Raw genomic sequence first — 26,327 nt, 5'->3', positions numbered from 1 at the left:
CTGGCACCGACAAGTGGGCATGCTAAGATGCGCGCCGCGCCTGGCAGCCTTCGATCCGCGCCAGTGCCCCGCTCAGCCATTACCCAGGTCTCATGAGAACGCCCACACTGCCCTCCCTGCTCGGTTTGCTGCTTGTCCCAGGCTTGACCCTGGCCTCGGAAAAAACCGCCTACGGCCTGAACGAGTATGCCCGGCTCGACGAGATCGACCTTGAAGTGGCCGCAAAGCTTGATACCGGTGCGATCACCGCATCGCTTAGCGCGCGCGACATCCAGCGCTTCAAGCGCGACGGCGAATCCTGGGTGCGCTTCTACCTGGCAATTGACGATGCCCACCAGCACCCTATCGAACGACCACTGGCCAGGATCAGCCGTATCAAACGGCGTGCTGGCGACTATGATCCTGAAGCGGGCAAGCATTACACCGCTCGCCCGGTGATCGCACTGAATGTTTGCATGGGCAAGGTAAAGCGGCGTATCGAAGTCAACCTGACCGACCGAAGCTCCTTCCATTACCCGTTGCTGATCGGCTCCGACGCGCTGGTGCGCTTTGATGCGCTGGTCGACCCTGCCGTGAAATACACCGCCGGCAAACCTGCCTGCGCTTCCCAAGCTTCCAACGCCGAGTAGCCTGAATGCGTTCCCTCACCCTACATCTGAAGCTATTGATCGTGATCCTCGTGCTACTGGGCGCGGGCATCACCGGCTATCAGATCTTCGCGCTCGGGATTCCGGTCACGGAGGACGAAACCGACGATCTGTGGAACATTGACGCCAAGGTAGAGTTTGTACCTACCCCTAAAACCCCAGTGAAGGTGCAGATGTTTGTGCCGCCGCTGACCAGCGACTACGTCAGCCTCAACGAAAGCTTTATTTCCAACAACTATGGGGTCAGCGTTAACCGGCTTGACAGTAACCGCAAGGTGACCTGGTCTTCGCGCCGCGCGTCGGGCAACCAAACGCTGTATTACCGCCTCGTGCTGACCAAGCGCTACAGCACCGACAAAAGCAAAGCCAAAGGCCCTATATTCCGAGACAGCCTGGTGCTGGAAGGCCCTGAAAAAATCGCCGCCGAAGCCCTGCTGGCGCCTATTCGCCAGCATTCGGCGGACATTGAAACCTTCATTGGCGAAACCATCCGCCGCGTCAACAACCTCAACGACGACAACGTAAAGCTGCTGTTGGCCGGGGATCCTTCGCCTCAGCACAAAGCGGGCGTGGTTGACCTTCTCTTATCCATCGCCCACGTGCCGATGGAGCGTGCCCACACCTTGCGCCTGGTAGCAGATCAACCGCAGACCCCTGAGCTATGGCTGCGCAGCTTCAATGGCACTCAGTGGCTCTACTTCAACCCTGAAACCGGCGAGCAGGGCCTGCCGGCCGACCGCCTGCTGTGGTGGACGGGGGATGAGCCGCTGGTCACCCTGGAAGGGGGTAAAAAAGTTGCAGTGACCTTCAGCCTGAACAACAGCGAGATGAACGCGATCCGCCTGGCAAAGCTCACGGATGAGAACACAGACGCGGACTTCCTCTCTTACTCGTTGTACGGGCTGCCTTTGCAGACGCAGCAAACCTTCATGGTGATGGTGATGATCCCCATCGGCGTGCTGGTCATTCTCATCCTGCGCAACCTGATTGGCCTGCAAACCCTGGGCACCTTCACCCCAGTGCTGATCGCCCTGGCGTTCAGGGAAACTCAGCTCGGCTACGGGATTGTACTGTTCACCCTGATCACCGCCCTGGGCTTGTCGCTGCGCTCCTACCTGGAGCACTTGAAGCTGCAAATGCTGCCGAGGTTGTCTGTCGTGCTGACGTTCGTGGTGGTGCTGATTGCCGCGATCAGCCTGCTTAGCCACAAGCTGGGGCTGGAGCGCGGCCTGTCCGTGGCCCTGTTCCCCATGGTGATCCTCACCATGACCATCGAGCGCCTGTCGATCAGCTGGGAAGAGCGCGGCGGCACTCATGCCATGAAAGTAGCGCTGGGCACCCTGTTCGCGGCATCACTGGCTCATTTGCTGATGACGGTGCCTGAGCTGGTGTACTTCGTATTCACCTTTCCTGCAGTGCTGTTCATCCTGGTCGCCTTCATGCTTGCCATGGGCCGCTACCGAGGCTACCGCCTCACAGAGCTGCTGCGCTTCAAAGCCTTCGTCAAGGAACGGGAGGCCGACGCCTGATGCTCGGCCTATTCAACACCTGGAAGGCCTTGCAGGCGCGGGGCATCATGGGCATAAACCGGCGTAACGCCGACTACGTGCTCAAGTACAACGACCGCCGCCTGTACCCTGTCGTCGATGACAAGATCATCACCAAGGAGCGGGCAATTGCGGCAGGCATACGGGTGCCAGAGCTGTATGGCGTGATTTCCACGGAGAAGGAAATCGACCGCCTGGACGACATCATCGGCGACCGTCCCGACTTCGTCATCAAGCCCGCCCAAGGCGCAGGCGGGGATGGAATTCTGGTCATTGGCGACCGCTTCGAAAATCGCTACCGCACCGTGTCGGGCAAGATCGTGAGCCGCTCGGAAATCGAGTACCAACTGTCCAGCATCCTCACCGGCCTCTATTCACTGGGTGGCCACCGCGATCGCGCACTCATCGAATACCGCGTAACACCAGACCCTATTTTCAAAAGCATCAGCTATGAGGGCGTACCGGACATCCGCATCATCGTGCTCATGGGGTACCCCGTGATGGCCATGGTGCGTCTGCCGACCCGCCAATCCAATGGCAAGGCCAACCTGCACCAGGGGGCCATTGGCGTGGGGGTCGACCTGGCTACCGGTATCACGTTGCGCGGTACCTGGCTTAACAGCATCATCCAGAAGCACCCGGACACCACCAATGACGTACAAGGTGTACAACTGCCCTATTGGGACGGATTCATGGCCCTGGCGGCGGGCTGTCACGAGCTGTGCGGGCTAGGCTACATCGGTGTCGACATGGTGCTCGACCAAGACAAAGGGCCGTTGATCCTCGAGCTTAACGCCCGCCCTGGCCTGAATATTCAGATCGCCAACAACTGCGGCCTCAACCACCGTACCGAGGCGGTAGAGGCGCGGCTTAAAACACTGGCGGCCGAAGGGCGCACCGAAACACCTGAAGAACGCGCCCGCTTTGCTCAGGCCGTCTTCGGCCATGTGCAGGCATGAAGGGCTGGAGCCCTATCGCCCTTGGCACTACAATCAGCGCCCCGCGTAACGCACCGACCGCCCATGCCCAGTTGCACGCTGCACCCACTGGCTTACCAGGCCGACCCTACCGCCCACTTTGCCGCGCTGCGACATGCACCTGGCGCGGTGCTGCTCGACAGCGCGCGGCCGGTTGCTGAGCGTGGGCGCTTCGACCTGATCAGCGCCTGGCCGGTCGCGTGCTTTAGCCCAGCGCCTGACGAATCCGGCAGTGCCTTCCTTGACCGGCTGCGCCAAGGGCTGGCCAGTCTTGGCCCGGCTACACTGCCGGACGGTTGTGAACTGCCCTTCGCTGGCGGGCTGATGGGCTACCTCTCGTATGAGTTCGGCAGGCGCCTGGAACACCTTCCACCACGGGTCGCCGCGCAGTTCAGCCTGCCTGATGCGCAGTTGGGGCTCTACACCTGGGCATGGGCGACAGATCACCAGCAGCAATGCAGCTGGCTGGTGTTCCACCCTTCCCTGCCTGTGAGCGAGCGCGAGCGCCTGATCGCATTGTTTGCACACCCTGGGACACCACCTACCGAGCCTTTTCGCCTGACCGCGGCGTTTGTCAGCGAAACAGACGAAACGGCCTACCAAGACGCATTCGAACAGGTGCAAGGCTATATTCTTGCCGGCGACAGCTACCAAGTGAACCTTACCCGGCGCTTCACCGGCCAGTGCGAAGGGGACCCTTGGGCAGCCTATCTTGCGTTACGCAAGGCCTGCCCTACCCCCTACTCAGGGTTCATGCAGGTAAATGCCGAGACCACCGTACTCAGCCATTCACCTGAGCGGTTCATCCGTGTGCAGGGTGGCACCCGCGTCGACACGCGCCCGATCAAGGGCACGCGGCCACGCGGCCCTACCCCTGAGGCCGACGCGGCCCACGCCGCCGCCTTGATGGCCAGCCCCAAGGATCGAGCCGAAAACCTCATGATCGTTGACCTGTTGCGCAACGACCTGGGCCGTAGCTGCGCTATCGGGTCGGTGAACGTGCCCGAACTGTTCGCGCTTGAGTCCTACCCCAACGTTCATCATCTGGTCAGCAGCGTGGCGGGCACCCTGGCCCCAGGCAAAGACGCCCTGGACATGATTGCCGGCAGCTTCCCTGGAGGCTCGATCACCGGTGCGCCCAAAATCCGCTCGATGCAAATCATCGATGAGCTGGAGCAGCATCGCCGCGCGATTTACTGCGGCTCGCTGCTTTATCTGGACGTGCGCGGCAACTTGGACAGCTCCATCGCCATTCGTACCTTGCTGGTAGAAGGCTCACGTATCGCCTGCTGGGGCGGCGGCGGGGTTGTGATGGATTCCAACGCGCAGGATGAATACCAGGAATCGCTGATCAAGGTAAAAGTGCTGATGGATACCCTCGCCGCGCTCTAAACCCGGGTGCTGTTCAGCCAGGGGCGGCCACAGAGCCGGCACAATTTGATACCCTTTTGGTATTCGAGCGCTGACAGAAGCGCCAGCCACTTGGAACCGCCTGATGAAACCTTTGTTTGATGTCGCCCAAGCGGCGGCTACGTATGCGACGCAATCTCCGCAAGATGTACTCAAGTTTGCCTTCGAGCACTTTGGTGACGACCTCTGGATATCCTTCAGTGGCGCCGAGGACGTGGTATTGCTGGACATGGCCTACAAGCTGAATAAGCAGGTCAAGGTGTTCACGCTCGATACCGGCCGTCTTCACCCGGAAACCTACCGTTTTATCGAGCAGGTGCGTGAGCACTATGGCATTGCCATCGAGGTGTTATCGCCCGAGCGCGAGGCCCTTGAAGCCATGGTCACGGAAAAGGGCCTGTTCAGCTTCTACCGGGATGGCCACGGCGAATGCTGCGGTATCCGCAAGATCGCCCCGCTGCGTCGCAAGCTGTCCTCGGTGCGCGCCTGGGCAACCGGCCAGCGCCGAGACCAGAGCCCAGGTACCCGTAGCCAAGTGGCGAGCGTCGAGGTAGACACGGCGTTTTCCACACCTGAGCACACACTGTACAAATTCAACCCCTTGGCGCAAATGACCAGTACTGAAGTATGGGCCTACATACGCATGCTGGAGCTACCCTACAACAGCCTGCATGAGCGGGGCTTCATCAGCATCGGTTGCGAGCCCTGCACCCGCCCTGTATTGCCCAACCAGCATGAGCGCGAGGGGCGCTGGTGGTGGGAAGAAGCCACGCAAAAAGAATGTGGGTTGCATGCGGGTAACCTGATCGCCAAGGCGTAAGTGCAGCCCGGTGCTCAGTGCACCGGCAGCTCTACCTCGCTGAAGAGGTCTTCGAGTTCTTGCTTGTTGTGGCAGGCGATGGCTTTTGCCATGACCTCGCGGGTGAGGTGCGGCGCGAAGCGCTGGATGAACTCACACATGAAACCGCGCAGGAATGTACCGCGTCGGAAGCCTATTTTCGTGACGCTGGGCTCGAACAAATGATCGGCGCTGAGCATGACCAGGTCGCTGTCGAGTTTCGGGTCAACGGCCATTTGAGCCACGATTCCCACCCCCAGGCCCAGGCGCACATAGGTTTTGATGACATCGGCGTCGGCGGCAGTGAACACCACCTTGGGCGTCAGGCCCCGGTGGCTGAATGCTTCGTCGAGTTTGGAACGCCCAGTAAAGCCGAACACGTAGGTCACAATAGGGTGCTCGGCCAGAATCTCCAACGTCAGCTTTGGCACTTTGGTGAGGGGGTGACCCTGGGGTACTACCACGCAACGATTCCAGCGGTAGCATGGCATCATGATCAAGTCGCCGAACAGCTCCAGGGCCTCGGTCGCAATGGCAAAGTCGACGGTTCCATCGGCAGCCATCTCCCCGATCTGCATGGGCGAGCCTTGATGCATGTGCAACGCCACTTCCGGGTACTGCTTGATAAAGGCGCTGATGACGGGTGGCAGCGCGTAACGCGCCTGGGTGTGGGTAGTGGCGATGGACAGCGTGCCCTTTTTCTCGTTGGAAAATTCCTGGGCAATCTGCTTGATGCTTTCGACCTTGCGCAAGATTTCGCCGGCCGTGGTGATAATGCGCTCACCCGCCGGGGTTACGCGGGTAAGGTGTTTACCACTGCGGGCAAACACTTCTACGCCCAACTCGTCTTCAAGCAGACGGATCTGCTTACTGATACCTGGCTGGGAGGTGTAAAGGCTCTGCGCTGTAGCGGAAACGTTCAGGTCATGATGGGCGACTTCCCAGATATAGCGCAGTTGCTGAAGCTTCATGCAGGCCCCCAAGGCTTGAAAAACCGCCCCCGCTTGCGGTCAGGGGGTCACGGCAAGGGTTATAACTATATTGACGGTTCGCCACGGAATCTAGAACTTTTTATCCGGATGTGTCACACCCTGCGTCGGCTCAAGCCATGGATTAGCGGCACCAGGTACACCGGCACTTCAGATAATTGCATCACGCGTGCTGCCGTTCGGCCCAAGGGCAGCGCGGTGGGGTCCATCCTGCTATGACTACCCACCACCAGCAGGTCTACCTGAAGGCGGCGGGCCTGATCGAGAATAACCTCAGCCGGATCGCCCTGACGCACCCTCACGGCGCTCACCCTGTTGAGGTCATGGGCACCGCTGGCCAGCTCTTGCTGAAAGTCATCCAGCACCCGTTTTTCGATGTTTGCCAACAGCGCGTCGACCCCCTGACCGTGCAGGGCGTTGAGCGTGCGTGCATCCAGGTAACTTTGCAGCACCGACTCGGCGAAGCTGCCGATGGGCTCGACCGCGTGAATCACATGCAGCTCAGCCTCGAACTGGCGTGCCAGGGCCAGTGCATGTTGCAGTACAAGCGGCGCATAAGCGCCAAGGTCAGTGGCGTACAGCATCGAGTGAATCATCGGCACTCCCCCACCGCGCTTGTAGGCGGCGATCCGTCAAGTCTAGCAGCGCCGGGCCAAACCGCTGGCCGGCACACAAGCGAAGGGGCTTGTCTGTTTTGCGTACCCCCTGGCCCGTGGGGCATTGTCGAAAGGGCGCCGAACGCGCTAAGGTTCGACACCCCGCGCCTACCGGCAGCCCGGTCGCGCCTGAACTGCTTGACGATGAGTACCACCATGGCCGATTTGCCCCTCAACGACCTTAACGTTGCTTCCAACGAGACGCTGATTACTCCCGATCAGCTAAAACGCGATATCCCCTTGAGCGACGCTGCCCAGCGTACCGTTGCCGAGGGCCGGGCGGTGATCCGCGACATTCTCGACGGTAAGGACCACCGCGTGTTCGTGGTCATTGGCCCTTGCTCCATCCACGACATCGAGGCGGCTCATGACTATGCGCGGCGCCTCAAGGCGCTGGCCGAGGAAGTGTCGGACACGCTATACCTGGTAATGCGGGTCTATTTCGAAAAGCCACGCACTACCGTTGGCTGGAAGGGGCTCATCAACGACCCTTACCTGGACGACTCTTTCAAGATCGCCGACGGCCTGCACATTGGTCGCAAGCTGTTGCTGGACCTCGCCGAGATGAGGCTGCCAACCGCGACCGAAGCACTGGACCCGATCTCGCCTCAGTATCTGCAAGACCTGATCAGTTGGTCTGCCATTGGCGCGCGCACCACCGAATCCCAAACCCACCGGGAAATGGCCTCCGGGCTTTCCTCGGCCGTTGGCTTTAAGAACGGCACCGATGGCGGCCTGACCGTAGCCATCAATGCCTTGCAATCGGTGTCCAAACCCCACCGCTTCCTGGGCATCAACCCGGAAGGCGGTGTGTCCATCGTCACCACCAAGGGAAACGGCTATGGTCACGTGGTGTTGCGCGGCGGGAATGGCAAACCCAACTACGATTCGGTCAGCGTGGCGCTGTGTGAACAGGCGCTGCAAAAGGCGAGCATCCGGCCCAACATCATGATCGATTGCAGCCACGCCAACTCCAACAAAGACCATGAACTGCAGCCGCTGGTCATGGACAACGTGGCCAACCAGATTGTGGAAGGCAACTGTTCGATCATCGGCTTGATGGTTGAAAGCCACATCGCAGCAGGCGCGCAGGCCATTCCGAAGGATTTGTCCGACCTCACCTACGGCGTGTCGGTAACGGACGCTTGCATCGGCTGGGACACCACGCAGGCCAGCGTTCGCGCGATGCACGACAAACTCAAGGGTGTACTGCCGAGCCGCTCACGCGCCTGAACGACTCGGCGCTGGGCAGTCCTGGACGGGCAGTCCCGGACGGGCAGTCTCAGACGGGCCTTCCTGCCGAACGTAAGCTGCAGGGGGGCTGCTTCAGATACTGGCGCTACGACGCTGATGGCGTTCCATGTAGCGCTCTACGTATGAGCACGACGGAATCACCGTATAGCCCATGCTGTCGGCATAGGCCAATGCCTGCTCAGTCAAAGCGGCAGCGATGCCACGGCCACGTAGGGCATTAGGTACGAAGGTACGGTAGATGTCCAAGGTTTGCTTGCCTAGGTCCATATAGGTCAGGTAAGCACGATGGCCGTCCACGGTCGTCTCGAACTGATGACCTTCCTGGTCATGGTGGATGGACAGCGCCTCGCTCATGTGGGGCCTCGCGGGTCTTTGAATTGGAGCTTTACCATACCGCTGTTTAGCCTTGGTTGGAATATTTTGTAATTGATTATTGGATCACCTGAGCGATGGCAGCAGTACCTCAGTCAGTAACGCTGGTAGCGGTAGTAGCTAATAGCCCACGAGCTGTTTGTACTATTGGCTCCCATTTTCGAAGCTAATAAAGACCCCTCGCGCAAGCATAAGTTCAACTAAGCCTCACGGCATAACAGGCAGGATTTAGTGCGTCTTAATTCATGACAGCTACGATAAGCGACTAGATGGCAAGACCTACGCGGCCCGACCTACGCGGCCCGACCTGGCGGCGATAGAGGTTTTCCAGCTTCTCTTGCAGAGGGCCGGTTTACTTACTACAAGTAATGAGTACTATGTACGCCGGCTATTGTCTCGACCTCGGGAAATAGTGTTCAACTAAAACATCCTTTTAAGGGGAACACGATGAACAACGTTCTGAAATTCTCTGCTCTGGCTTTGGCTGCTGTTCTGGCCACCGGTTGCAGCAGCGCATCTAAAGAGTCCGAAGCTCGCCTGACCGCTACCGAAGACGCTTCTGCTCGTGCACAAGCACGTGCTGACGAAGCCTACCGTAAAGCTGACGAGGCCATGGCCGCCGCTCAGAAAGCTCAGCAAACCGCTGACGAAGCCAACGAGCGCGCACTGCGCATGCTCGACAAGGCAAGCCGCAAGTAACCTACGGGCAACTACGGCAACAAAAAAGCCGACCCTCTTAACAGAAGGTCGGCTTTTTTGTCCGGATTGCAGGCCGGGCCCCGCAGGCCTTACAGGGCTGACCCTGCCGTACTTGGCAGTGCAGGGCCTGACGGCATGCCAATGACAACAGGGATGCCATCTTCGGCGCCGATGATGTCGCGCAAGTCGTCCCAGTTCACGTTGGTCGGCGTAGCCAGGTCCTTGCGGTTGAGCAATGCATTGATGACCGAGGTGTGCTTGTCCACACCGGACGGGTCGCCCTGAGCATCCAGCGGTGTATGGGCCTCCAGATAAATCTGCCCGCCACTCACACCGAACTTGTAGGGCTCGTTGATGATCCGTACGGCCGTACCAACGGGCACCAGGGTTGAAAGCTCCAGCACGTTTTCGTTGTACATACGAAAACACCCGTGGCTGGTACGGGTACCGATCCCAAACTTCTTGTTGGAACCGTGGATCAGGTAGCCCGGCAGGCCTAGCGTGAATTTAAAGGGCCCTAGCGGGTTGTCCGGGCCGGGTGGTACGACGTTAGGCAAGGGATCTCCGTCGGCAGCATGCTCCGCCTTGACCGACGCAGGTGGCGTCCAGGAAGGATTGGCAACCTTGGCGATGATCTTAGTGTTGGCCACCGGTGAGCCCCAGCCCTCGCGGCCAATCCCCAGCGGGTAGGTACGCACCACATCCTGCCCCTTGGGGTAGTAGTACAGGCGGTACTCAGCCAGGTTGATCACAATGCCCTGCCGAGGGCCCGGCGGCAGAATGAAACGGGTGGGCAAGACGATCTCGGTGCCTGGCTTGGGCAACCAGGCATCCACCCCTGGGTTGGCCGAAAGCATTTCCTGGTAACCCAGGTCATAGGTCTGGGCAAGATCGGCGAACGTGTCTTCGTATTTGGCGGTAATGGTCTGCACCTGACCAATGACATCTTCGCCGGGGGGCGGCAAGGGGAATTCCAGGGCCGCTGCCGGGCCCGCCACAAGGACAGCGGCCAAGCACAGGCAACGGCTAAAGGCAGGCAGGCGCGACGACATGCTGGGAGATCCTTAAATGCAGTGAAGCGAGGTTCAAACACGCGATTGTACACCCCGCCTTGGCGTGTCGGGAACGCTGGGGCCAAGCGGTAGCGTCAGTCGTACCCGTTCTGCAAGCCAGGCCACACCGGGCGAGTGCCCTTGCGCTGGGCGAACAAAATAGCCCGGCACAGTGGGCACAGGCGGGTATCGCGAAAGATGCCCCTTGCCACGGCTTGCCACCGGGGCTGCGCAGGTAGCAGCCCGCCGCACAACGTACGGTCGATGGCGCCCCCCAGCTCCAACTGCCGAGCAGCCAGGTGTACCCGTGCCTCCTGGCAGGCGAACAGGTCAAGTTGCTCGTCGGGCTCGATCAAGCGGTAGGCAAAGAGGGACCAGGCAGGACGTGGCATTGCGGGCTCCGGAAGGGGGCGCAACCTTAGCTCAAAGCCCGCCCGGAGAAAAGCGTCACAACAGTGGCTTAAGGACAGGCCATACATTTTCCAGCAGCTTGGGCTGGGCTTCAGCGCGCGGATGTAGGCCATCGGCCTGCATCAACCCAGGCACACCGCCCACCCCCTCCAGTAGTGAAGGGACGAACGCCACTTGTTGCTCGTCTGCCACCTGCTGGTAAGCACGGCCAAACGCGTTGATGTAGGCGGCGCCATAGTTAGGAGGCAATGGCACGCCCAGCAGCAACACTCGCGCACCGCTGTTCTTGGCCTGCTGAATGATGGAAGTAAGGTTTTGTTGCAATTGAGCAGGTGGCTGACCACGCAAGCCATCGTTGCCTCCCAACTCGACGATTACCACCTCTGGCGTGTTGGCCGCGAGCAGTGTCTGCAGGCGTGCACGACCATTGGCACTGGTGTCGCCGGTAATGGACGCGTTTACCACTGTATCGGCAAAACCCTGCTCCTTGAGCCGGTTTTGCAAAAGGGTCACCCACCCCTTGGTGGTATCCAGGCCGAAACCTGCGCTGATACTATCCCCCAACACCAACAAGGTCCCTGCTGCGGCTGTTTGGGCGATGCATAACGCCCACAGCACGACGGCTACTTTCCACACTCGCATCGGAATCTCCATGGGCCCAAGCATTCTCACAGCGCAGAACCTTACCAAAGTGGTTCCCGGCGCGGAAGGCGATTTGCATATTCTCAATGCCTTGTCATTGGCATTGGCGCACGGTGACAGCTTGGCGATCATTGGGGCGTCGGGTTCAGGCAAGTCCACCTTGCTAGGTTTGCTCGCTGGCCTGGACCAACCGAGCGAGGGAGAGGTTATTTTGGCCGGGCATACCCTTGGCGCCCTGACCGAAGACCAGCGCGCCCAAGTGCGAGCAGAGCATGTAGGTTTTGTCTTCCAATCATTCCAATTGCTCGAAACCCTCACCGCGCTTGAAAACGTGATGCTGCCCCTTGAGCTACACGGGCGCGCCGACGCTCGCCAGCAGGCCACTACCCTGATGAACCGCGTGGGCCTGGGGGCACGGCTGGGGCATTGGCCACGGCAGTTGTCAGGTGGTGAACAACAGCGCGTGGCCATCGCCCGCGCATTCGCCGCCGAGCCCTCTGTGCTATTCGCGGATGAGCCAACCGGAAACCTCGATACCCATACGGGGGAGAAAATTACCGAACTGCTGTTCGACCTTAATCATGAGCAAGGCACGACCCTGGTGTTGGTTACCCACGATGAGCGGCTGGCTCAGCGTTGTCGCCGCTGGATCCGCCTGGAGGCCGGGCACCTGGTTGCCTCGGGAAGCCTGTGAAAGCCACCGGCAAGCAGGGCCTGGGCCGGCTCTGGCGGCTGGCCGCGCGGCAACTATGGCGGGACTTGCGCGCCGGCGAGCTGCGCGTACTGTTTTTTTCGTTGCTCGTGGCCGTGGTCGCCAGCACCGCGATTGGGTATTTCGGAGCCCGCCTCAACGCTGCCATGCAACTGCGCGCCACAGAGTTTCTCGGCGCCGACCTGGTGCTGCAAGGCAGCACGCCCGCTCGCCTGGAACAATTGCGCATTGGCCGCGAACTGAGCCTGGATCACGCTCAGGTCGTAGAATTCAGCAGTGTGGTGGCCACCGATCAAGCCATTGAACTGTCCAGCATCAAGGCAGTGGACACCGACTACCCGCTGCGCGGCCAACTGCGCAGCGCCGCCGAACCTTATGCCACAGAAACCGAAGGCGGCGCACCGGCCCCTGGCGAAGCCTGGGTCGAGCCACGTCTGCTCAGTGCCCTGGGCCTGAAGATCGGGGACAGTGTAAACATTGGCCTCAAGCGCCTGCGCCTGGCCAGGGTGCTGACCTACGAACCCGACCGGGCAGGTAATTTCTACAGCCTTACCCCACGGGTAATGATCAACCTCGAAGACCTGCCCGCCACGGGCGTAGTGCAGCCCGGCAGCCGGGTTACGTTCCGCGACTTGTGGCGCGGCACCCCTGAGCATCTGGAGCAATACCGCCAGCTGGTTAAAGTGGGGCTCGAACCGAACCAGGCGTTGCGCGATGCCCGTGACAGCAACCGACAGGTGGGCGGCGCCCTAGGCAAGGCAGAGCGCTACCTGAACATGGCCAGCCTGGTAGCTGTGCTCTTGGCCGGCGTGGCCGTGGCGTTGTGCGCAGCCCGCTTCGCCGCACGGCGTTATGACGCCAGTGCGCTACTGCGTTGTCTGGGGCTCTCCAGCGGCGAGGTATTGGCGGTATTTGCCTTGCAACTGGCGATGTTGGGGCTTGCTGCCTGCGCTGCCGGGGCGCTAGTCGGCTGGCTCGCGCAATTTGGCATCTTTGCTTTGCTCAATGGCTTGTTGCCGAGCGAAGTCCCTCCGGCTGGCGTGGGGCCTGCCTTGGCCGGTATAGGCACTGGCATGGTAGCGCTGGCAGGCTTTGCACTGCCGCCCCTGGCCGCCCTCGGCAGGGTGCCGCCACTGCGTGTACTGCGCGGGGACATGCTGCCTGTGCCCACGCGTAGCTGGTTGGTGTACGCCAGCGCACTGGTTGCCTTGGGGCTGATCATGTGGCGTCTTAGCCTGGATCCTATCCTTACCCTTGCACTGCTTGGCGCGGGCACCGTCGCCGCGCTACTGCTAGGTAGCCTGCTGGTGCTAGGGCTGCGCCGCCTGCGCGGTGCACTGGCCTCAGCGCCCCTGCCATGGCGCCTGGGCGTGGGTCAGTTGCTGCGCCATCCTGTTGCGGCCGCTGGCCAATCGCTGGCATTTGGATTGATCTTGTTCGCAATGGCGCTGGTCGCCTTACTGCGTGGTGAATTGCTAGACACCTGGCAACATCAACTTCCCGCCGATGCTCCCAACTATTTCGTGCTCAACATCCTTCCTGCCGAGCGCGACGCCTTCGCGGAGCGGTTGAAAGCGTACGGAGCAGTCGCTGCCCCCCTCTATCCGATCGTTCCCGGCCGGCTTACGGCCATCAATGGTCGCCCGGTGGGGGACGTAGTGGCTGAAGACAGCCAGGGAGAGCGTGCCACCCAGCGCGACCTGAACCTCACTTGGGCTGCGGAGCTGCCTGAGGGCAACCAGATCACTGAGGGGCGATGGTGGGCACCGCGTGACGAGTCGGACGCCCAGCAGGCACCGGGTGTTTCTGTAGAGCAGCGTCTGGCTGAGAGCCTTGGGGTGCGGGTGGGTGATACCCTCAGCTTCAACGTGGCAGGTACTGAGCGCGACACCCGCGTTTCAAGCATCCGCACGGTCAGTTGGGATAATTTCCAGCCGAATTTCTTCATGATCTTCGAGCCGGGCACCCTGCGGGACTTCCCGGTCACCTACCTCACCAGCTTTTACCTGGCGCCTGGTCAAGACGCTCAAATCGTGGCGCTAGCGCGTGCATTCCCCGCCATGACGCTATTGCAGGTCGAGGCGTTACTCGAACAACTGCGCAGCATTCTGGCTCAGGTCACCCTGGCAGTGGAGTATGTGCTGGTATTCGTACTGGCGGCTGGCCTTGCCGTGCTGTTCTCAGGCCTACAGGCCACACTGGACGAGCGAATTCACCAGGGCGCCCTGCTCCGGGCTTTGGGTGCAAGCCGAGCGGTCCTGGTGCGCGCCCGGCGTATCGAGTTCTGCGTGCTGGGGGTAGCCAGCGGCGTACTGGGCGCAGTGGCCGCAGAGGCAGCCAGTTGGGGGCTGTACCGCTTTGCCTTGAGCCTGCCCTGGCACGTCCATCCCTGGCTGGTGGCGCTACCCCTTATTGGGGCCGCATTGGTCGGGGTTGCAGGCGTATTCGGTACACGGCGTGCCTTGACTGAAAGCCCGTTGCGCGTACTGCGCGAAGGCTAGCCCTTGTGCCAGGCAGCACCTCAAGGGCGTCAAGTAGAGTAAGGAGTAGTGAGCTTTGGCCACCAGCATCATCACGCGCGAGGGGTACGACGCGCTTAAAGCAGAAATGGATCACCTGTGGCGGGTGTACCGGCCTGAGATCACTCAAAAGGTGGCCTGGGCCGCGTCGCTGGGTGACCGGAGCGAGAACGCCGATTACCAATACAACAAGAAGCTTCTACGCGAGATAGACCGGCGTGTGCGCTACCTGCGCAAGCGGCTTGAGGACATCAAGGTCGTGGACTACTCCCCTGAGCAAGAGGGCAAGGTCTTCTTCGGGGCCTGGGTTGAGATCGAGAATGATGACGGGGCCAGCAAACGCTTCCGCATTGTCGGGTACGACGAAATCTACGGCAGGCTGGATTACATTTCCATCGACTCGCCCATGGCCCGGGCGCTGCTGAAAAAGCAGGAGGGTGACGAAGTGGTAGTCCCCACTCCCGGTGGAGACGCCACTTGGTACGTGAGCGCCATCGAGTACCGCCCGCCAACCCTGGCGGGTAGCGGGTAACTTAGTCTGAAAACGTTCGTTACCACGCGCTGGCAGGCACTGCCCTCGCCTGTCAGGGTTGCACCTTTGAGCTTCAGCCCTTAGCATTTGCCACGGGTGTACCTAGGCAACCTTAGGTACAGGTTAACGTTCACACCAGTCGGGCCGCTGGTGAGGATACCCGATGCCTGCACCCAACCGCCCCGCGTCCACCTCCATCCCCCGTGCTCAGCAACTCACCCACCAAGCCTTGGCGGCATTGGAGCGTTTCAGCCACATCGAGGCCGTGAGCGGTATCGTGCTGGTTATCGCTGCGATAGCCGCGCTGATCTGGGCTAACAGCCCTGCCGCTGACACCTACGAAGCCCTTTGGCACACCCGCCTGAGCGTGACCCTGGGTAGCCATTCAATCGGTGCGAGCCTCCACTTCCTGGTCAACGATGGCTTGATGACCATTTTCTTTCTGGTAGTGGGCATGGAGATTCGCTCCGAGCTCAAAGACGGCTCGCTGGCCAACTTCAAGCTGGCCGCGTTGCCGGTGGCCGCAGCGATAGGCGGGGTAGCCGTGCCGGCGCTGATCTATACCGCCTTCAACCTTGGGCATGAATCCCTGTCCGGGTGGGCCGTACCCACCGCCACGGACATCGCCTTCGCGGTTGGTGTTATGGCACTGCTGGGCAAGTCGATCGCGCCAGGGGTGCGGATCTTCCTGCTGGCGCTGGCGATCATCGACGACATCGTCGCCATTCTGATCATCGCGCTGTTCTATACCACCTCGCTGAACTTCAGCGGGGGCGCCTTGGCGCTACTGGGGATTGCCTTCGTCCTGCTGTTCCAGCGCATGGGCATTACCTCTGCCTGGCTCTACCTCATACCAGGCGTCGTGCTGTGGGCAGGCCTTGCGTCGTTTGGGGTTCATCCCACACTGGCCGGGGTAATCCTGGGCTTGATGACACCTGTTTACTCTCGGCCTGCCAAAGAGCGGCCGCTGGAAACCCTGAGCCACGCTATGCACGACCTGATGGGGCGCTTCAAGGAAAGCCCCGCCAGCGAGGCGGTTCGCCAGCCTCTGGGGCGTATCGTAAAGGCCCAACGCGAGCTGTTACCCCCCGTGCAGCGCGTGCAAATCGCCCTTCATCCCTGGGTGGCCTACGGCATCATGCCGCTCTTCGCGCTCGCCAACGCCGGGGTTTCGTTTGGCAGCACCTCCTTGACCGACGACGCAGCTACCCTCGTCTGGCTTGGCGTCGCCCTGGCGCTGGTAGTGGGCAAGCCGGTCGGTGTGGTACTTACCAGCCTGGGGCTGGTCAAGGCCGGCCTGTGTGAGTTGCCTGCAGGCGTCACCTGGCGCGGGATCATCCTTATTGGGCTGTTGGCCGGCATTGGCTTTACCATGTCGATTTTCATCGCCGGGTTGGCGTTCACAGACCCCAACCTGTTGGGCGTGGCCAAGCTCGGCGTCTTGATTGCTTCGGCTTGCTCGGCGCTGTTAGGCCTCGGCTGGGGCTGGCTAATGTTTGTACGCAACGCTGCGCGGCAAAGTGCCTGACGCCTTCATTGGCGCGCATTAGTCAGCGCAGCGTAAGCAAACCTTGCCGCGCCACACGGGTGAGCGCGGCGATCAAGGCCGATGCCTGATCGGCACGGGGTGATTGCACCACGGCCAAGTCGAAACGGTCGTTGGGGAAGTGATCCAAGGATTGACCTTGATCGAGAAATTGAATGGAGCACGGCGACGATTTGCCCGTACGCCGTGGCCAGCCATCGAGGCAGCGCAATAGCGTCGGTTGATGGCGCCCTACCAGCAGGATGCTGGGGATATGGGTGGGGGCCGATGAGCCAGGCAAGGGGGTCAGGCAAACGATTGGGCGCGGACAGGTCATGGTGGTTACTCAGCCTCACGGATTCCGCCGGGCTGGGGCGAGGCGGCACCGAGCCAGCGCTTTAGCGGTATTTCAGGTTGTGGATACAACCCAGGCGCCCCGCAAGTAGCTGTCTAAATCGGCGCATGCACAGGATCCTAGTAGCGCGCGTTACCCCTGTCAACCTACCGCTTACCCTCCTCCAGGCTACCCCGCGCCCGATCGAAGGCCAGGTAGTACTTGTTCACATTATTCACATACTTCACAGTCGCCAGCCCAACGTTCTCCATGGCGATACGCTCAACCTGGAAAAACCAGCGATTAGGGTCTAGACCGCGTTGCCGTGCCTGGACCCTGAACCGTTGTACGCGCTCGGGGCCCAGGTTGTAGGCCGCCAGCACGAACGCCATGCGCTCACGCTCGTCCATGGTTTTGCTATTAAAAAACCGGGTGCGTATCAGAGCCAGATAGCGCGCGGCAGCACGCACACTGTCATCCACGTTGCTGACGTTTTTAACCCCCACCCTGCGGGCCGCCGCCGGCGTGATCTGCAAGGGCCCGCTGGCGCCGCCACCACCACGCGCAGCAGGCTCCAGGTCCGACTCCTTGTAGGCCAGTGCGGCAAGGTCAAGCCAATCGAGGCCATGTTGACGGGCGTTTCGTTGAAGTACCGGCCGCAAGGCCTCCAAGCGTTCACGGTCATCATCGTGCAGCGGGTAGCGGGTCTGGTAGAGGGTGCGACACCCTTCCAGCAGCGCCTTATCCTGGTTGGCTGGCGGGCGGTATTGGCCCAAAAACTCCCGAATGCTGTCGCTCAGCTGTGGAGCATCCCCACGTACGTACCAGTTCATAGGGCTTGGGGCCTGAAAGGCGATTCGTCGCTCGACACGCAAGTCTGGCATAAGCTTCACCCAGCGCTCGGCAATGGGCTTCTCGACCAGCGTCATGGCATAGACACCCGCGCTGATCATGTCCAATACATCTTCCACGCCAAGGCTGGCATCAGCCCATTCGACGATAATCGGCGCACGGTGGCGTGCCGCTAACTGGGCATTGGCTCGGGTAACCGCCTCGCCTGCCGCACTGCCGCTGACCAGTACCAGATGTTTGCCGGAGAGCTGGTCGAGGGTGGCAAAGGCCTTGTGCTTATGAGGCTGTACCAGCACCAACGGTACTTCAGCGACCGTGGCGGCACTGGCCACTGATTGCAGGCTGCTGGCTGGGGGCAACAGCTCACCGGGGGCTGCAAGGTCTGCCTCACCCCGCTGAAGGGCGCCGAGCAATTGCCCCTTGGGCCGCGGCACGGCCTTCAAACGCACCTGCGGGTGCGTCCCGGGCTGGCTATTGAGGTAGCGTTCGAAGGCTTGCAAACGCTGGTCCTCGGCGCCTACGGCGTTACCGTCGACGGTGGCGGAGCTGTTACGGCTCTGGTTGACCACTACTCGAAGTACCTTGGCTTGGCGAATCTGGGCCAGGTCATGGGCAGTGGCAGGTGGTTTAGATTGCGCTGACGCCGCAGTGCTCATCATTGCGCAGGCCACGAGCGCGGCCAGGTTCATCTTCAGGCCTGCACGAGGGCCCGTAAAAGACTGTGGCATCTATGCTCCGAGGTAAAAGCCCATCCCGGCACACTACCAGGAACTACCAATATCGCGCTGGCGCACAGGTTGGGCGCCAGCGTCGGGTTTATTTATAAGGGTAAAGCTTTGGTATGCTTTCCGGCCTCAGCCTGAAAGGAGCAACCATGCAACTCATCGATATCGGCGTCAACCTGACCAATCCGGCATTCGACGAGCAGCATACAGGGCTATTGGCGCGAGCGGCACAAGCCGGGGTCACCCAGATGATCATCACAGGAACCAGCGTCGAGGTCAGTGAGCAAGCCATCAGGCTGGCTGAACAGCTTGACCCCGAGGCCTACGCGCTATTTGCCACGGCCGGCGTACACCCCCATGAGGCCAAAGCATGGGGAGTGGAGACTTCCCAGCGTATCGAGGCGCTGTTGACCCACCCGCGGGTTCGCGCCGTGGGTGAATGCGGCCTGGATTTCAACCGGGATTTTTCGCCCAGGCCCAAACAGGAACAGGCCTTCGAGGAACAGCTCGCACTGGCAGCACGCCATGGCCTGCCCGTGTTTTTGCATGAACGCGACGCTGCACCTCGCCTGCTGGATATCCTGCGCCACTGGCGCGATCAACTAAGCAATGCGGTCGTCCATTGCTTTACGGCCGACCGTGCCGAGCTATTCGCCTACCTGGACCTGGACCTGCACATCGGGCTCACGGGCTGGGTATGCGACGAACGTCGCGGCGCGCATTTACACCCGTTGACAGGGAGCATTCCCGAAGGGCGCCTTATGCTGGAAACCGACGCCCCCTGGTTGCTGCCACGCACGCTGCGCCCTAAGCCAAAGCATGGCCGCAACGAGCCTGCCTATCTGCCGGAAGTGCTCAAAGAGGTCGCGCGCCACCGTGGCGAAACCGAAGCGGCCCTGGCGGCCCATACCACGGCCTGCGCCAGGGCATTTTTCAAGCTGCCTGCTCCCCCACCGTCGGCATCAGAGCCGTAGTGGGGCCTGCCATCGGCGGCATGAAACTTTTCGTCTCGCTATCGGGCCCATAGGAAACGACGATTCGATTGGATGCGAGGCCTGGTCTAGGCTTTGATCGTGAATCATTCGCATCCTAGAGGGAGCCATTACTATGTTCAGACGCCTCGCTTGCCGTACCGTGGGTCAAGTGTCCGGCACCGGTCCAGCCCTGATCACTTCCACCTCTGCGGCTATGTTCACCCTGCCGTTGCTGGTAATCGCCTTGTTGCTCGCGGGCCTTGGTCTGGCCACTGCCAACCCCTTGGAAGTGGCGATCGGTGCTATCTGCTTGGTTGCTGCATTAAGCAAGCCAGCACAACAAGACAGCTGAACTGCCAATTACTGCCGCCGTGTGTGCAAGCCCAGCGTGAAAGGCGTCACTAAACGCTTTCTCAGCTGCTTTAGGGCCTGCTCTGCGTCTATCACCTGCTGCGCCTCTGGCACCTCCTCGGCTCTCCCATAGTAGGCTCTGCAAAACACATCAATGAACCCTCGCACTTCCTGCTGTACCTCCGTTACCTCCACGCTTGCACGGGCGCCAAATGCCCCTGGTGCTTCCCCCGGTAGGCGCTTTATTCCTCTGTACGCAAGCAACCGCTCGAATCGATCAAACAGCCGCAACAAGGGATCACGTGGCCGTCGTTTAGGGCGTAGCAACAGCACTGCCAATAACACGAGCGTTCCCCCGCCTGCGACAGGAAGCGCCCACGCCGCATAGGCTGCAAACCACCGGCTGAGCCATTGACGTTGCTGGCCTTCCTGATAGCCCAGCACCCACCGCTCCCAGCCATAGTTCAGGTTTTCCCAGCCCAACCGCAGCTCAGTGAGCCAAGCAAAATTCCGGTACCGCAAGGCTGAGAACGGGGAACTGGCCAGGAATGGCTCATCCTCTGCAAGCGCCTGAGCCAATCCTGCTTCTATGCGTTGCGGCGCTACCGCAGCCGTAGGGTCTGCACTGGCCCAACCAGTCTCCGGCGCCCAATACTCCACCCAGGCATGGGCATCATATTGACGCACGCTCAGGTAATTGCCCCGTGGGTTGAATTCGCCCCCTTGGTAACCGATTACAATGCGCGCAGGCACACCCATGGCCCGGAGCATGAAGGTTAAGGCGCCCGCGTAATGGAGGCAAAAGCCGCGGCGTGTATCGAATAAAAACCCGTCGATGCTATCGCCGCCCAACGGGGTAGGCCTGAGCGTGTAGTGGAACGCCTGCTCGTTGAACAAACGCAGCAAAGCCGCCACTCGCGCGTTAGGTGTGGGGTAAGCCGCTGCCAGCGTAGTGGCCAATGCGCGACTGCGCGGGTTGCCTTGGGGTGGCAGCGACAGCGCCTGACGCCTGGCAATATCGCCTAGCTCCGGCTCACGAATGGCTTGAGGCCAGCCCATGGCCTCATAACTGAACGCTTGGTCGATACCTCTCCCCCGCTGCCAGCGGAAATCATAGCCTTGACGGGCGCTGTTGCCCTCCAGCCGGCCAGTGTCGAGCAAGAACAACCAAGGTTGACCACTCGCTTCCTGGATCACCCTGTAGCGGTAGGCAGGGCCCTGTGGCTGTACCACAGCGGGCTTGCGCAAGGCGCCAGGGTCGCTTTGCGTCCAGCGGCTGCCGTCGAATCGGTCCAGGGTCAGGGCTCGCCAGTACAATGCCTGCCGGGCAGGCAACGGGCCCTCGAACGACGCCCTGAAAGCAAGCTCCGGTGACTGCGCGAGTTCGGCAATGTCACCCGGTGCCACCGTATCGCTAAGCCCGGTAGAGGCATGGTTGCCAGGCATCGGCAACGACCACAGTGGGCCGATGCGCGGAAACAATACGAATAGCACCAGCAGCAGCGGCAAAGCCTGGAGCAATAGGGTGCCTGCGTAGCGCAGCGGCGCGAACGGTGACCTACCTGGTGCCAATTCCAACGCCACCAGCGCAGCCAGCAGTGCCGTCAGGGGAAGCAGACTGTACAACGCCCAGACGAGGCTGGCGTCGAACAGGTAACCCACTCCCAGGCAAAAGAACCCCAGCATGATCACCACCCGGGCATCTCGGGGGCCCTGAGCCTCGATCAGCTTGAGCACCGAGGCTGCTACCAGGAGCGCGGCGGCGAACTCTAGCCCGATCAGCGTACCCACTGATGCATACAGCCCAGCCACCGTGGCTGCGAGTAACGTGCCCTTGAGAAGCCACCCCGGCAGCGCCTTGCCGCGACGCTGGCATTCAATGCGCCAAGCACTGCATGCGAGCCATAGCCCCATCAGCCACAGCGGCACGTTAAACCACAAGGGCAACAGTACCAACGCCTCAGCCATCAAGAGCCAAAGCAAGGCCGGTTTTGGTAGCCAGACTACCTGCGCCGTGGCCGTGGAAGTGGAGATCACGACGGCTGCCCGTGCACTGCGAGTGAACGTAGACAGGCGTCACGGTGGGGTTCGTCAGCGGCGGCAGGCAGCTCGACGCCCGGCAGCCGCAAGCCGAATGCGCGCCCCTGACGGTTCAGCTCAAGTACCCAGTGGCAGAGGATTGAAAGGCGTACCTCCACTGAGCCCTCCAACGCCTCGAAATCTAAGGTAGGGTCGTGTCCGCCGGTATCCGTGAAGGCCTTGATCAGTAGAGCCTGGCCCCGCGAATAGGCCTTCCAGTGCAGCCGCCGCCATGAGTCGCCGGGGTGGTATTCCTGAAGCCCTTGAAAATCGTCTACGCCTGCGCTCATCACCTGGCCACCCTCGCGCAAGTCCTCTACGGCCAGCCCGGCGCGCAGGGGTAACGGGCCATCGAGTGCGCGCGGATACACCAGTACTCGTTGGCCCAAATCAACCCAACTCCAGGCGCGTAGCACACCTAGAGGAAAATGAGTTTGTACCCGCAGGCGCGGCACATGCAGCCATCCTCGATGAGCCGCAGTCAGCCCTAACTGCAAGTGCTGGCGGTGCTGAGCTGCCACGTCGCACCGTTGCAGGTGCGCAGCCGTCCAGCCCAAGTGCAACGCATGATGAGGCCGGCCACCGCCCTCCAGGCTGATGCTGACACCGGCGTTTTCACCGGCAAACACGGGCCGGATAGGCCCTGCCGCCAATACCAGGCTGCTGAGGTTGCGGTAAGTATGCAGGATGGCCACCACAAACAGCCCCGCCATACAGAATGCCAAGGCATAGGCCATGCTGTTCTGATAGTTGACTGCCGCCAGAAATACCAGCGCCAGGGTCAACAGGTAACCCCAGCCGGCACTGCTGGGCAGAATGTAAATTCGCCTGTGGTCGAGTACCACGCGACTGGCTGGTGGCGAACGCAGCGCCTGCCACGTCATCAAGCGCTGTCGCCAGGGGGCGGTCACAGCGCTGGCACCTCACTTAACAGCCGTTTTATCAAGGGCCCTCCGCCCTGCTCGCGAGGGTCTGCGGGTTCCCGCAAACGGTGCCCCGCGACTGCGGGCAGCACGGCCTGAATGTCTTCAGGTATCACATAGTCGCGGCCCGCCAGCAGCGCCCATGCCCGCCCTGCAGACAGCAGCGCAAGGCTGCCACGTGGCGACAATCCCGTGGTGAAGTGAGGCTGGGTACGTGTGGCTTCTACCAACCGCAGCACGTAATCCACCACGGGGCTACTGACCCTTACGGCCTTGGCGAGTGCCTGGACTCCCGCCAACTGTGCATGGTCCAGTACCGGTGCCAGGCGAGGCAGCATGTCGCGGCGGGCTTCGCCCAATAGCAGCGCACGCTCGGCAGCGTGAGCCGGGTAGCCTAATGACAACCGCATCAGAAAACGATCGAGTTGGGATTCGGGAAGAGGAAAGGTGCCGCCCTGAGTGACAGGGTTTTGCGTGGCAATCACGAAGAAGGGTTGAGGCAGTGGTCGGGTAGCGCCTTCGATGGTGACCTGCCCCTCCTCCATGGCCTCCAGCAGTGCACTCTGGCTTTTAGGGGTGGCCCGATTGATCTCATCGGCAAGCACAAGCTCAGCGAAGATGGGCCCCGGGTAGAATGCGAACTGGCCACTGTCCTTGTCAAACACCGACGTGCCTAGAATATCCCCAGGCAGCAGGTCGGACGTGAACTGAATACGCTGGAAGCTCAGGCCCAACACCTTGGCCAAGGTGTGACTCAAGGTGGTTTTGCCCATACCCGGCAGGTCTTCGATCAGAAGATGGCCGTCCGCGATCAGGCAGGCCACCGCCAGCCGTACCTGTGTCTGCTTGCCCAGCAGCACTTCGTTGACGGCCCCAAGGCACGCCTCTAGTCGATCAACCATCGCCACCTCTTACGTCGGCCTGGTATTACCGCCAGCGTGGCGCCGAGGCGCGCAGGCTGTATGCCCTAGCGGCCCTCGCGTGACTCGCGGATATAAAAGCGGGCTTTTTCAGCTTTGTTGGTGCAACCTTCGAACGCTTCGAACTGCTGTTGGGTCTTGGCCCCTGTCAGCAGCGACAGTGCCTTCGAATAACTGATGGTACCGGCAAAACCTTCAGCCTTGGCCACGTCCAGCTCGTGCCAGGCGGCATCGATCTGGGTCCCACAGCTTTCGCGATACGCGGTTTTAGCAGCGCAACCGGTCAGCAACAACGCAATCAACGGCAGGCAGGCCCAGACTTTCATTTACGGGAGTACTCCAGAATTCGCACAGTGTGCAAGTAAGACGTATGGGCCTCGAAAAAGTGCCGAGGCCGCGAGGCAAGGCACTTTAGCCTTGCCAACCTGGCGCGCATTATCCTCGCCTGGCGGGACCTTGGCTACGCAGGTTCGCGGGCCCAGTCGGTCATTAGCCGGTAACCCACCGCCAGGAACGTGGGGCCTAGGAACAGGCCGATGAACCCGAACGCTAACAGCCCACCAAACACCCCCACCAGCACGATGACCACTGGCAGGTCACCGCCCCTGCTGATGAGGTAGGGCTTGAGCACGTTATCGACCCCACTGACCACAAACGTCCCCCACAGGCCTAGAAACACTGCCATGGCGTAGTGCTCTTGCCAGATGAGCCAACCCACGGCCGGAATCCACGCCAAGGGTGGGCCCATGGGAATCAGGCTGAGCATGAAGGTGAAGATGCCCAGGACCAACGCCCCTGGGATCCCCGCGATGAGAAAGCCAATCAGCGCCAAGACGGCTTGTGCTGCTGCTGTGCCAATGACCCCGTTGACTACGCGTTGAACAGTTCCCGCCACCAGGTCCAGATAGTATTCGCCTCGCGCGCCCATCAAACGCTGCAGCAGGCGCAACACGAACGCCGAAAGGCGCGGGCCGTCTCGATAAAAGAAGAAGGTGAAGACCAACGCCAGTGCAAGCTCGATCAACCCGCTACCTACCCGTGCACTGCGGGCCAGCAGCCAGTTGCCCATTTGCCCCAGGTGCGGTTTGAGCCCTTGAAAAAATGCAGCCCCTTGGGCGTCCATTGAGGCCCACAGTTGAGACAGGCGCTCGCCCACGAGCGGAAGGTTGGTAACCCAGGCGGGAGGCGGCGGAAGGCCTTCGAGCTGCACGTCACGTATAAGCGCGGTGGCATCCCTGACATGGTCGGCCAGGTTAAAACCCAGCCACACCAGCGGCAGCAGTACCAGCAATACCCATACGCCGGTAAGGATGGCCGCAGCCAGGGTTGGGCACCCACCCAAGGCGGCGTTGAGCCGACGCATCAGTGGCCAACTGGCAAACGCCAGGATTGCGCCCCAGAGCAAGGCTGAGACGAAAGGCAAGATCACCCAGATGCACGCTACCAGCAGCAGGAGCAGCGCGATCTGCATCAATAGCCTGTCGGTATTGATCATTGCATCTGCTCCATTCTCAGGCCCGAGGCCTCCGCTGCGCCCAGGCTCACCCGCGAGGCGCGCACCCCGGCAGCGGTCAGCGCCGCTTGCCATTGTTCGGCGTTAGGGCCGCCAAGGCGCACGCGCAAGGCGCTGTCCAAGATCAAGGTACGTGACAGTACGCTCACCCATTGTGGCTGCGGCGCACCGACCAAACCGGGAAAATTCAACTCGCCCGCATCCCGCAGCTCTCTGAGCAATGTCCCCGATGTAGGTAACACTGGCCCTAACGGCGCTTGCGGCACCAGCGCCTCTGCATGCAGCGCAACACGACGATTGCCACGCAGGACGCAGTACACCGCCACCAGCGTGTCGGCATCACCTGTTACCTGCCTGATGAGCAGAAAGCCTTGTTGATCGTCGGTACCCAAGACACGCGTATTGCTGAGGATGTCATTGGCCCACACGTTGCTTTCACCGCATTCACGCCCTTCGCACCAGAACAAGACCTGCGTATTTTTGCCGCGCAAGGCCAGCCGGGCTTGGGTAAAGGTCGCGCTCGCGCTGCGGTCAGGCGGCAGCTCCCACGTAATGGACGTCAGCTGCCCATGGGCTTGCAGGCGGTCATCCATGCGCAGCGCCCCGCCAATGCGCCTGGGTGGCCCCAAGGGGTAGATACGCTCGGCGGCGGCAGCACGCGGCGCGCTCACCACCTCGCCGTCCACAGGCTGCAGGCGGCCAAGCCCAATGGCGCTCGGAATGGAGGCACCCGGCGTGGCGACGCCCGGCGTAGAGGCGCCCGGCGAGGTGAAGGCGTGGGCCATGGGGCCTGTCAGGCAGGCCAAGAACAAGGCCGCTGGCCAGGTGATGAAAGGGCGTAAAAACGGCATGTAGGACTCCCTGTTAACCGGCC

The 26,327-nt window shown here is 61.2% G+C and carries 27 protein-coding genes; 13 read left to right on the top strand and 14 right to left on the bottom strand.

Features of this window, described 5'->3' with window-relative positions:
* Positions 1-92: 92 nt before the first annotated feature.
* The 5 genes from rloA to AC4LE2_RS06995 all read left to right on the top strand — a co-directional run bounded on the left by rloA (position 93) and on the right by AC4LE2_RS06995 (position 5,401).
* Positions 93-629 carry a retropepsin-like aspartic peptidase RloA gene (gene rloA / locus AC4LE2_RS07015; RefSeq protein ID WP_491825068.1) on the top strand — a complete coding sequence of 179 codons (537 nt, stop codon included), beginning with the start codon at positions 93-95 and terminating at the stop codon, positions 627-629.
* Between the two features lie 5 nt (positions 630-634).
* Positions 635-2,176, top strand: coding sequence for an osmotic stress tolerance membrane protein RloB (rloB, locus tag AC4LE2_RS07010; RefSeq protein WP_491825067.1), 1,542 nt, complete (start codon positions 635-637; stop codon positions 2,174-2,176).
* A complete protein-coding gene (locus tag AC4LE2_RS07005) occupies positions 2,176-3,153 on the top strand; it encodes an alpha-L-glutamate ligase-like protein (protein WP_491825066.1) in 978 nt (325 codons plus the stop codon). The genes rloB and AC4LE2_RS07005 overlap by 1 nt, the downstream gene beginning before the upstream one ends.
* 63 nt (positions 3,154-3,216) lie before the next feature.
* Positions 3,217-4,563 carry an aminodeoxychorismate synthase component I gene (pabB, locus tag AC4LE2_RS07000; protein WP_491825065.1) on the top strand — a complete coding sequence of 449 codons (1,347 nt, stop codon included), beginning with the start codon at positions 3,217-3,219 and terminating at the stop codon, positions 4,561-4,563.
* Positions 4,564-4,666: 103 nt separating this feature from the next.
* Entirely contained in the window at positions 4,667-5,401 is a 735-nt protein-coding gene (locus AC4LE2_RS06995) for a phosphoadenylyl-sulfate reductase (protein WP_491825064.1), read from the top strand.
* Between the two features lie 14 nt (positions 5,402-5,415).
* On the opposite strand, the gene cysB is transcribed toward AC4LE2_RS06995, so the two are convergent.
* Positions 5,416-6,390 (bottom strand): HTH-type transcriptional regulator CysB, encoded by a 975-nt coding sequence (cysB, locus tag AC4LE2_RS06990; protein ID WP_491825063.1) that lies wholly within the window; start codon positions 6,388-6,390, stop codon positions 5,416-5,418.
* Between the two features lie 113 nt (positions 6,391-6,503).
* Positions 6,504-7,004, bottom strand: a complete 501-nt coding sequence (locus AC4LE2_RS06985) for a universal stress protein (RefSeq protein WP_491825062.1) — start codon at positions 7,002-7,004, stop codon at positions 6,504-6,506.
* Between the two features lie 216 nt (positions 7,005-7,220).
* On the opposite strand from AC4LE2_RS06985, the gene AC4LE2_RS06980 reads away from it, so the two are divergent.
* Complete coding sequence (locus AC4LE2_RS06980; protein WP_491825061.1) at positions 7,221-8,297, top strand: 3-deoxy-7-phosphoheptulonate synthase; 1,077 nt, start codon at positions 7,221-7,223, stop codon at positions 8,295-8,297.
* Between the two features lie 93 nt (positions 8,298-8,390).
* On the opposite strand, the gene AC4LE2_RS06975 is transcribed toward AC4LE2_RS06980, so the two are convergent.
* Positions 8,391-8,672 (bottom strand): GNAT family N-acetyltransferase, encoded by a 282-nt coding sequence (locus AC4LE2_RS06975; RefSeq protein WP_491825060.1) that lies wholly within the window; start codon positions 8,670-8,672, stop codon positions 8,391-8,393.
* A gap of 465 nt (positions 8,673-9,137) precedes the next feature.
* Here AC4LE2_RS06975 and AC4LE2_RS06970 point away from each other — a divergent pair, with 465 nt between their 5' ends.
* Entirely contained in the window at positions 9,138-9,389 is a 252-nt protein-coding gene (locus AC4LE2_RS06970) for an Lpp/OprI family alanine-zipper lipoprotein (protein WP_491825059.1), read from the top strand.
* Between the two features lie 89 nt (positions 9,390-9,478).
* Here AC4LE2_RS06970 and AC4LE2_RS06965 read toward each other — a convergent pair whose 3' ends face one another.
* From AC4LE2_RS06965 to AC4LE2_RS06955, 3 genes are all read right to left on the bottom strand, one after another.
* Complete coding sequence (locus AC4LE2_RS06965; RefSeq protein WP_491825058.1) at positions 9,479-10,441, bottom strand: L,D-transpeptidase family protein; 963 nt, start codon at positions 10,439-10,441, stop codon at positions 9,479-9,481.
* 95 nt (positions 10,442-10,536) lie between these two features.
* Positions 10,537-10,833, bottom strand: coding sequence for a hypothetical protein (locus tag AC4LE2_RS06960; RefSeq protein ID WP_491825057.1), 297 nt, complete (start codon positions 10,831-10,833; stop codon positions 10,537-10,539).
* 55 nt (positions 10,834-10,888) lie between these two features.
* Complete coding sequence (locus AC4LE2_RS06955; RefSeq protein WP_491825056.1) at positions 10,889-11,494, bottom strand: arylesterase; 606 nt, start codon at positions 11,492-11,494, stop codon at positions 10,889-10,891.
* Between the two features lie 10 nt (positions 11,495-11,504).
* Between AC4LE2_RS06955 and AC4LE2_RS06950 the strand changes: the two genes are divergently transcribed.
* The 4 genes from AC4LE2_RS06950 to nhaA all read left to right on the top strand — a co-directional run bounded on the left by AC4LE2_RS06950 (position 11,505) and on the right by nhaA (position 16,785).
* Positions 11,505-12,188, top strand: coding sequence for an ABC transporter ATP-binding protein (locus tag AC4LE2_RS06950; protein WP_491825055.1), 684 nt, complete (start codon positions 11,505-11,507; stop codon positions 12,186-12,188).
* Positions 12,185-14,707, top strand: coding sequence for an ABC transporter permease (locus tag AC4LE2_RS06945; RefSeq protein ID WP_491825054.1), 2,523 nt, complete (start codon positions 12,185-12,187; stop codon positions 14,705-14,707). The genes AC4LE2_RS06950 and AC4LE2_RS06945 overlap by 4 nt, the downstream gene beginning before the upstream one ends.
* A gap of 55 nt (positions 14,708-14,762) precedes the next feature.
* Entirely contained in the window at positions 14,763-15,257 is a 495-nt protein-coding gene (gene greB / locus AC4LE2_RS06940) for a transcription elongation factor GreB (RefSeq protein ID WP_491825053.1), read from the top strand.
* 163 nt (positions 15,258-15,420) lie between these two features.
* Complete coding sequence (nhaA, locus tag AC4LE2_RS06935) at positions 15,421-16,785, top strand: Na+/H+ antiporter NhaA (protein WP_491825052.1); 1,365 nt, start codon at positions 15,421-15,423, stop codon at positions 16,783-16,785.
* Positions 16,786-16,807: 22 nt separating this feature from the next.
* On the opposite strand, the gene AC4LE2_RS06930 is transcribed toward nhaA, so the two are convergent.
* On the bottom strand, positions 16,808-17,119 hold the full coding sequence (locus tag AC4LE2_RS06930) for a hypothetical protein (protein WP_491825051.1): 312 nt from the start codon (positions 17,117-17,119) through the stop codon (positions 16,808-16,810).
* A 164-nt stretch (positions 17,120-17,283) separates the two neighbouring features.
* On the bottom strand, positions 17,284-18,657 hold the full coding sequence (locus tag AC4LE2_RS06925) for an MltF family protein (RefSeq protein WP_491828073.1): 1,374 nt from the start codon (positions 18,655-18,657) through the stop codon (positions 17,284-17,286).
* 185 nt (positions 18,658-18,842) lie between these two features.
* Here AC4LE2_RS06925 and AC4LE2_RS06920 point away from each other — a divergent pair, with 185 nt between their 5' ends.
* Positions 18,843-19,667 (top strand): TatD family hydrolase, encoded by an 825-nt coding sequence (locus tag AC4LE2_RS06920; RefSeq protein WP_491825050.1) that lies wholly within the window; start codon positions 18,843-18,845, stop codon positions 19,665-19,667.
* A gap of 133 nt (positions 19,668-19,800) precedes the next feature.
* On the top strand, positions 19,801-20,019 hold the full coding sequence (locus tag AC4LE2_RS06915) for a hypothetical protein (RefSeq protein WP_491825049.1): 219 nt from the start codon (positions 19,801-19,803) through the stop codon (positions 20,017-20,019).
* An 8-nt stretch (positions 20,020-20,027) separates the two neighbouring features.
* Here AC4LE2_RS06915 and AC4LE2_RS06910 read toward each other — a convergent pair whose 3' ends face one another.
* From AC4LE2_RS06910 to AC4LE2_RS06885, 6 genes are all read right to left on the bottom strand, one after another.
* Positions 20,028-22,052, bottom strand: a complete 2,025-nt coding sequence (locus AC4LE2_RS06910; protein WP_491828072.1) for a transglutaminase TgpA family protein — start codon at positions 22,050-22,052, stop codon at positions 20,028-20,030.
* Positions 22,052-22,981 (bottom strand): DUF58 domain-containing protein, encoded by a 930-nt coding sequence (locus AC4LE2_RS06905; RefSeq protein ID WP_491828071.1) that lies wholly within the window; start codon positions 22,979-22,981, stop codon positions 22,052-22,054. The genes AC4LE2_RS06910 and AC4LE2_RS06905 overlap by 1 nt, the downstream gene beginning before the upstream one ends.
* 23 nt (positions 22,982-23,004) lie before the next feature.
* Positions 23,005-23,922 carry an AAA family ATPase gene (locus AC4LE2_RS06900; RefSeq protein ID WP_491825048.1) on the bottom strand — a complete coding sequence of 306 codons (918 nt, stop codon included), beginning with the start codon at positions 23,920-23,922 and terminating at the stop codon, positions 23,005-23,007.
* Between the two features lie 65 nt (positions 23,923-23,987).
* Positions 23,988-24,266, bottom strand: a complete 279-nt coding sequence (locus AC4LE2_RS06895) for a hypothetical protein (protein ID WP_491825047.1) — start codon at positions 24,264-24,266, stop codon at positions 23,988-23,990.
* Positions 24,267-24,400: 134 nt separating this feature from the next.
* A complete protein-coding gene (locus AC4LE2_RS06890) occupies positions 24,401-25,435 on the bottom strand; it encodes an AI-2E family transporter (protein ID WP_491825046.1) in 1,035 nt (344 codons plus the stop codon).
* Positions 25,432-26,304: a DUF4892 domain-containing protein gene (locus tag AC4LE2_RS06885; protein ID WP_491825045.1), complete on the bottom strand. Its 873-nt coding sequence runs from the start codon at positions 26,302-26,304 to the stop codon at positions 25,432-25,434. The genes AC4LE2_RS06890 and AC4LE2_RS06885 overlap by 4 nt, the downstream gene beginning before the upstream one ends.
* Positions 26,305-26,327 lie beyond the last annotated feature (23 nt).

The organism is Pseudomonas sp. 9.3L, from assembly GCF_058536285.1.
The sequence above is the reverse complement of the archived record's forward strand: the minus strand, read 5'-3'. Positions and strand labels throughout refer to the sequence as shown.

What these genes read in the sequence shown, in the direction of transcription:
- rloA (WP_491825068.1), top strand. Translation starts at nt 93, where the DNA reads ATGAGAACGCCCACACTGCCCTCCCTGCTCGGTTTGCTGCTTGTCCCA.
- rloB (WP_491825067.1), top strand. Translation starts at nt 635, where the DNA reads ATGCGTTCCCTCACCCTACATCTGAAGCTATTGATCGTGATCCTCGTG.
- AC4LE2_RS07005 (WP_491825066.1), top strand. Translation starts at nt 2,176, where the DNA reads ATGCTCGGCCTATTCAACACCTGGAAGGCCTTGCAGGCGCGGGGCATC.
- pabB (WP_491825065.1), top strand. Translation starts at nt 3,217, where the DNA reads ATGCCCAGTTGCACGCTGCACCCACTGGCTTACCAGGCCGACCCTACC.
- AC4LE2_RS06995 (WP_491825064.1), top strand. Translation starts at nt 4,667, where the DNA reads ATGAAACCTTTGTTTGATGTCGCCCAAGCGGCGGCTACGTATGCGACG.
- cysB (WP_491825063.1), bottom strand. Translation starts at nt 6,390, where the DNA reads ATGAAGCTTCAGCAACTGCGCTATATCTGGGAAGTCGCCCATCATGAC.
- AC4LE2_RS06985 (WP_491825062.1), bottom strand. Translation starts at nt 7,004, where the DNA reads ATGATTCACTCGATGCTGTACGCCACTGACCTTGGCGCTTATGCGCCG.
- AC4LE2_RS06980 (WP_491825061.1), top strand. Translation starts at nt 7,221, where the DNA reads ATGGCCGATTTGCCCCTCAACGACCTTAACGTTGCTTCCAACGAGACG.
- AC4LE2_RS06975 (WP_491825060.1), bottom strand. Translation starts at nt 8,672, where the DNA reads ATGAGCGAGGCGCTGTCCATCCACCATGACCAGGAAGGTCATCAGTTC.
- AC4LE2_RS06970 (WP_491825059.1), top strand. Translation starts at nt 9,138, where the DNA reads ATGAACAACGTTCTGAAATTCTCTGCTCTGGCTTTGGCTGCTGTTCTG.
- AC4LE2_RS06965 (WP_491825058.1), bottom strand. Translation starts at nt 10,441, where the DNA reads ATGTCGTCGCGCCTGCCTGCCTTTAGCCGTTGCCTGTGCTTGGCCGCT.
- AC4LE2_RS06960 (WP_491825057.1), bottom strand. Translation starts at nt 10,833, where the DNA reads ATGCCACGTCCTGCCTGGTCCCTCTTTGCCTACCGCTTGATCGAGCCC.
- AC4LE2_RS06955 (WP_491825056.1), bottom strand. Translation starts at nt 11,494, where the DNA reads ATGCGAGTGTGGAAAGTAGCCGTCGTGCTGTGGGCGTTATGCATCGCC.
- AC4LE2_RS06950 (WP_491825055.1), top strand. Translation starts at nt 11,505, where the DNA reads ATGGGCCCAAGCATTCTCACAGCGCAGAACCTTACCAAAGTGGTTCCC.
- nhaA (WP_491825052.1), top strand. Translation starts at nt 15,421, where the DNA reads ATGCCTGCACCCAACCGCCCCGCGTCCACCTCCATCCCCCGTGCTCAG.
- AC4LE2_RS06930 (WP_491825051.1), bottom strand. Translation starts at nt 17,119, where the DNA reads ATGACCTGTCCGCGCCCAATCGTTTGCCTGACCCCCTTGCCTGGCTCA.
- AC4LE2_RS06925 (WP_491828073.1), bottom strand. Translation starts at nt 18,657, where the DNA reads ATGAACCTGGCCGCGCTCGTGGCCTGCGCAATGATGAGCACTGCGGCG.
- AC4LE2_RS06920 (WP_491825050.1), top strand. Translation starts at nt 18,843, where the DNA reads ATGCAACTCATCGATATCGGCGTCAACCTGACCAATCCGGCATTCGAC.
- AC4LE2_RS06915 (WP_491825049.1), top strand. Translation starts at nt 19,801, where the DNA reads ATGTTCAGACGCCTCGCTTGCCGTACCGTGGGTCAAGTGTCCGGCACC.
- AC4LE2_RS06905 (WP_491828071.1), bottom strand. Translation starts at nt 22,981, where the DNA reads ATGACGTGGCAGGCGCTGCGTTCGCCACCAGCCAGTCGCGTGGTACTC.
- AC4LE2_RS06900 (WP_491825048.1), bottom strand. Translation starts at nt 23,922, where the DNA reads ATGGTTGATCGACTAGAGGCGTGCCTTGGGGCCGTCAACGAAGTGCTG.
- AC4LE2_RS06895 (WP_491825047.1), bottom strand. Translation starts at nt 24,266, where the DNA reads ATGAAAGTCTGGGCCTGCCTGCCGTTGATTGCGTTGTTGCTGACCGGT.
- AC4LE2_RS06890 (WP_491825046.1), bottom strand. Translation starts at nt 25,435, where the DNA reads ATGATCAATACCGACAGGCTATTGATGCAGATCGCGCTGCTCCTGCTG.
- AC4LE2_RS06885 (WP_491825045.1), bottom strand. Translation starts at nt 26,304, where the DNA reads ATGCCGTTTTTACGCCCTTTCATCACCTGGCCAGCGGCCTTGTTCTTG.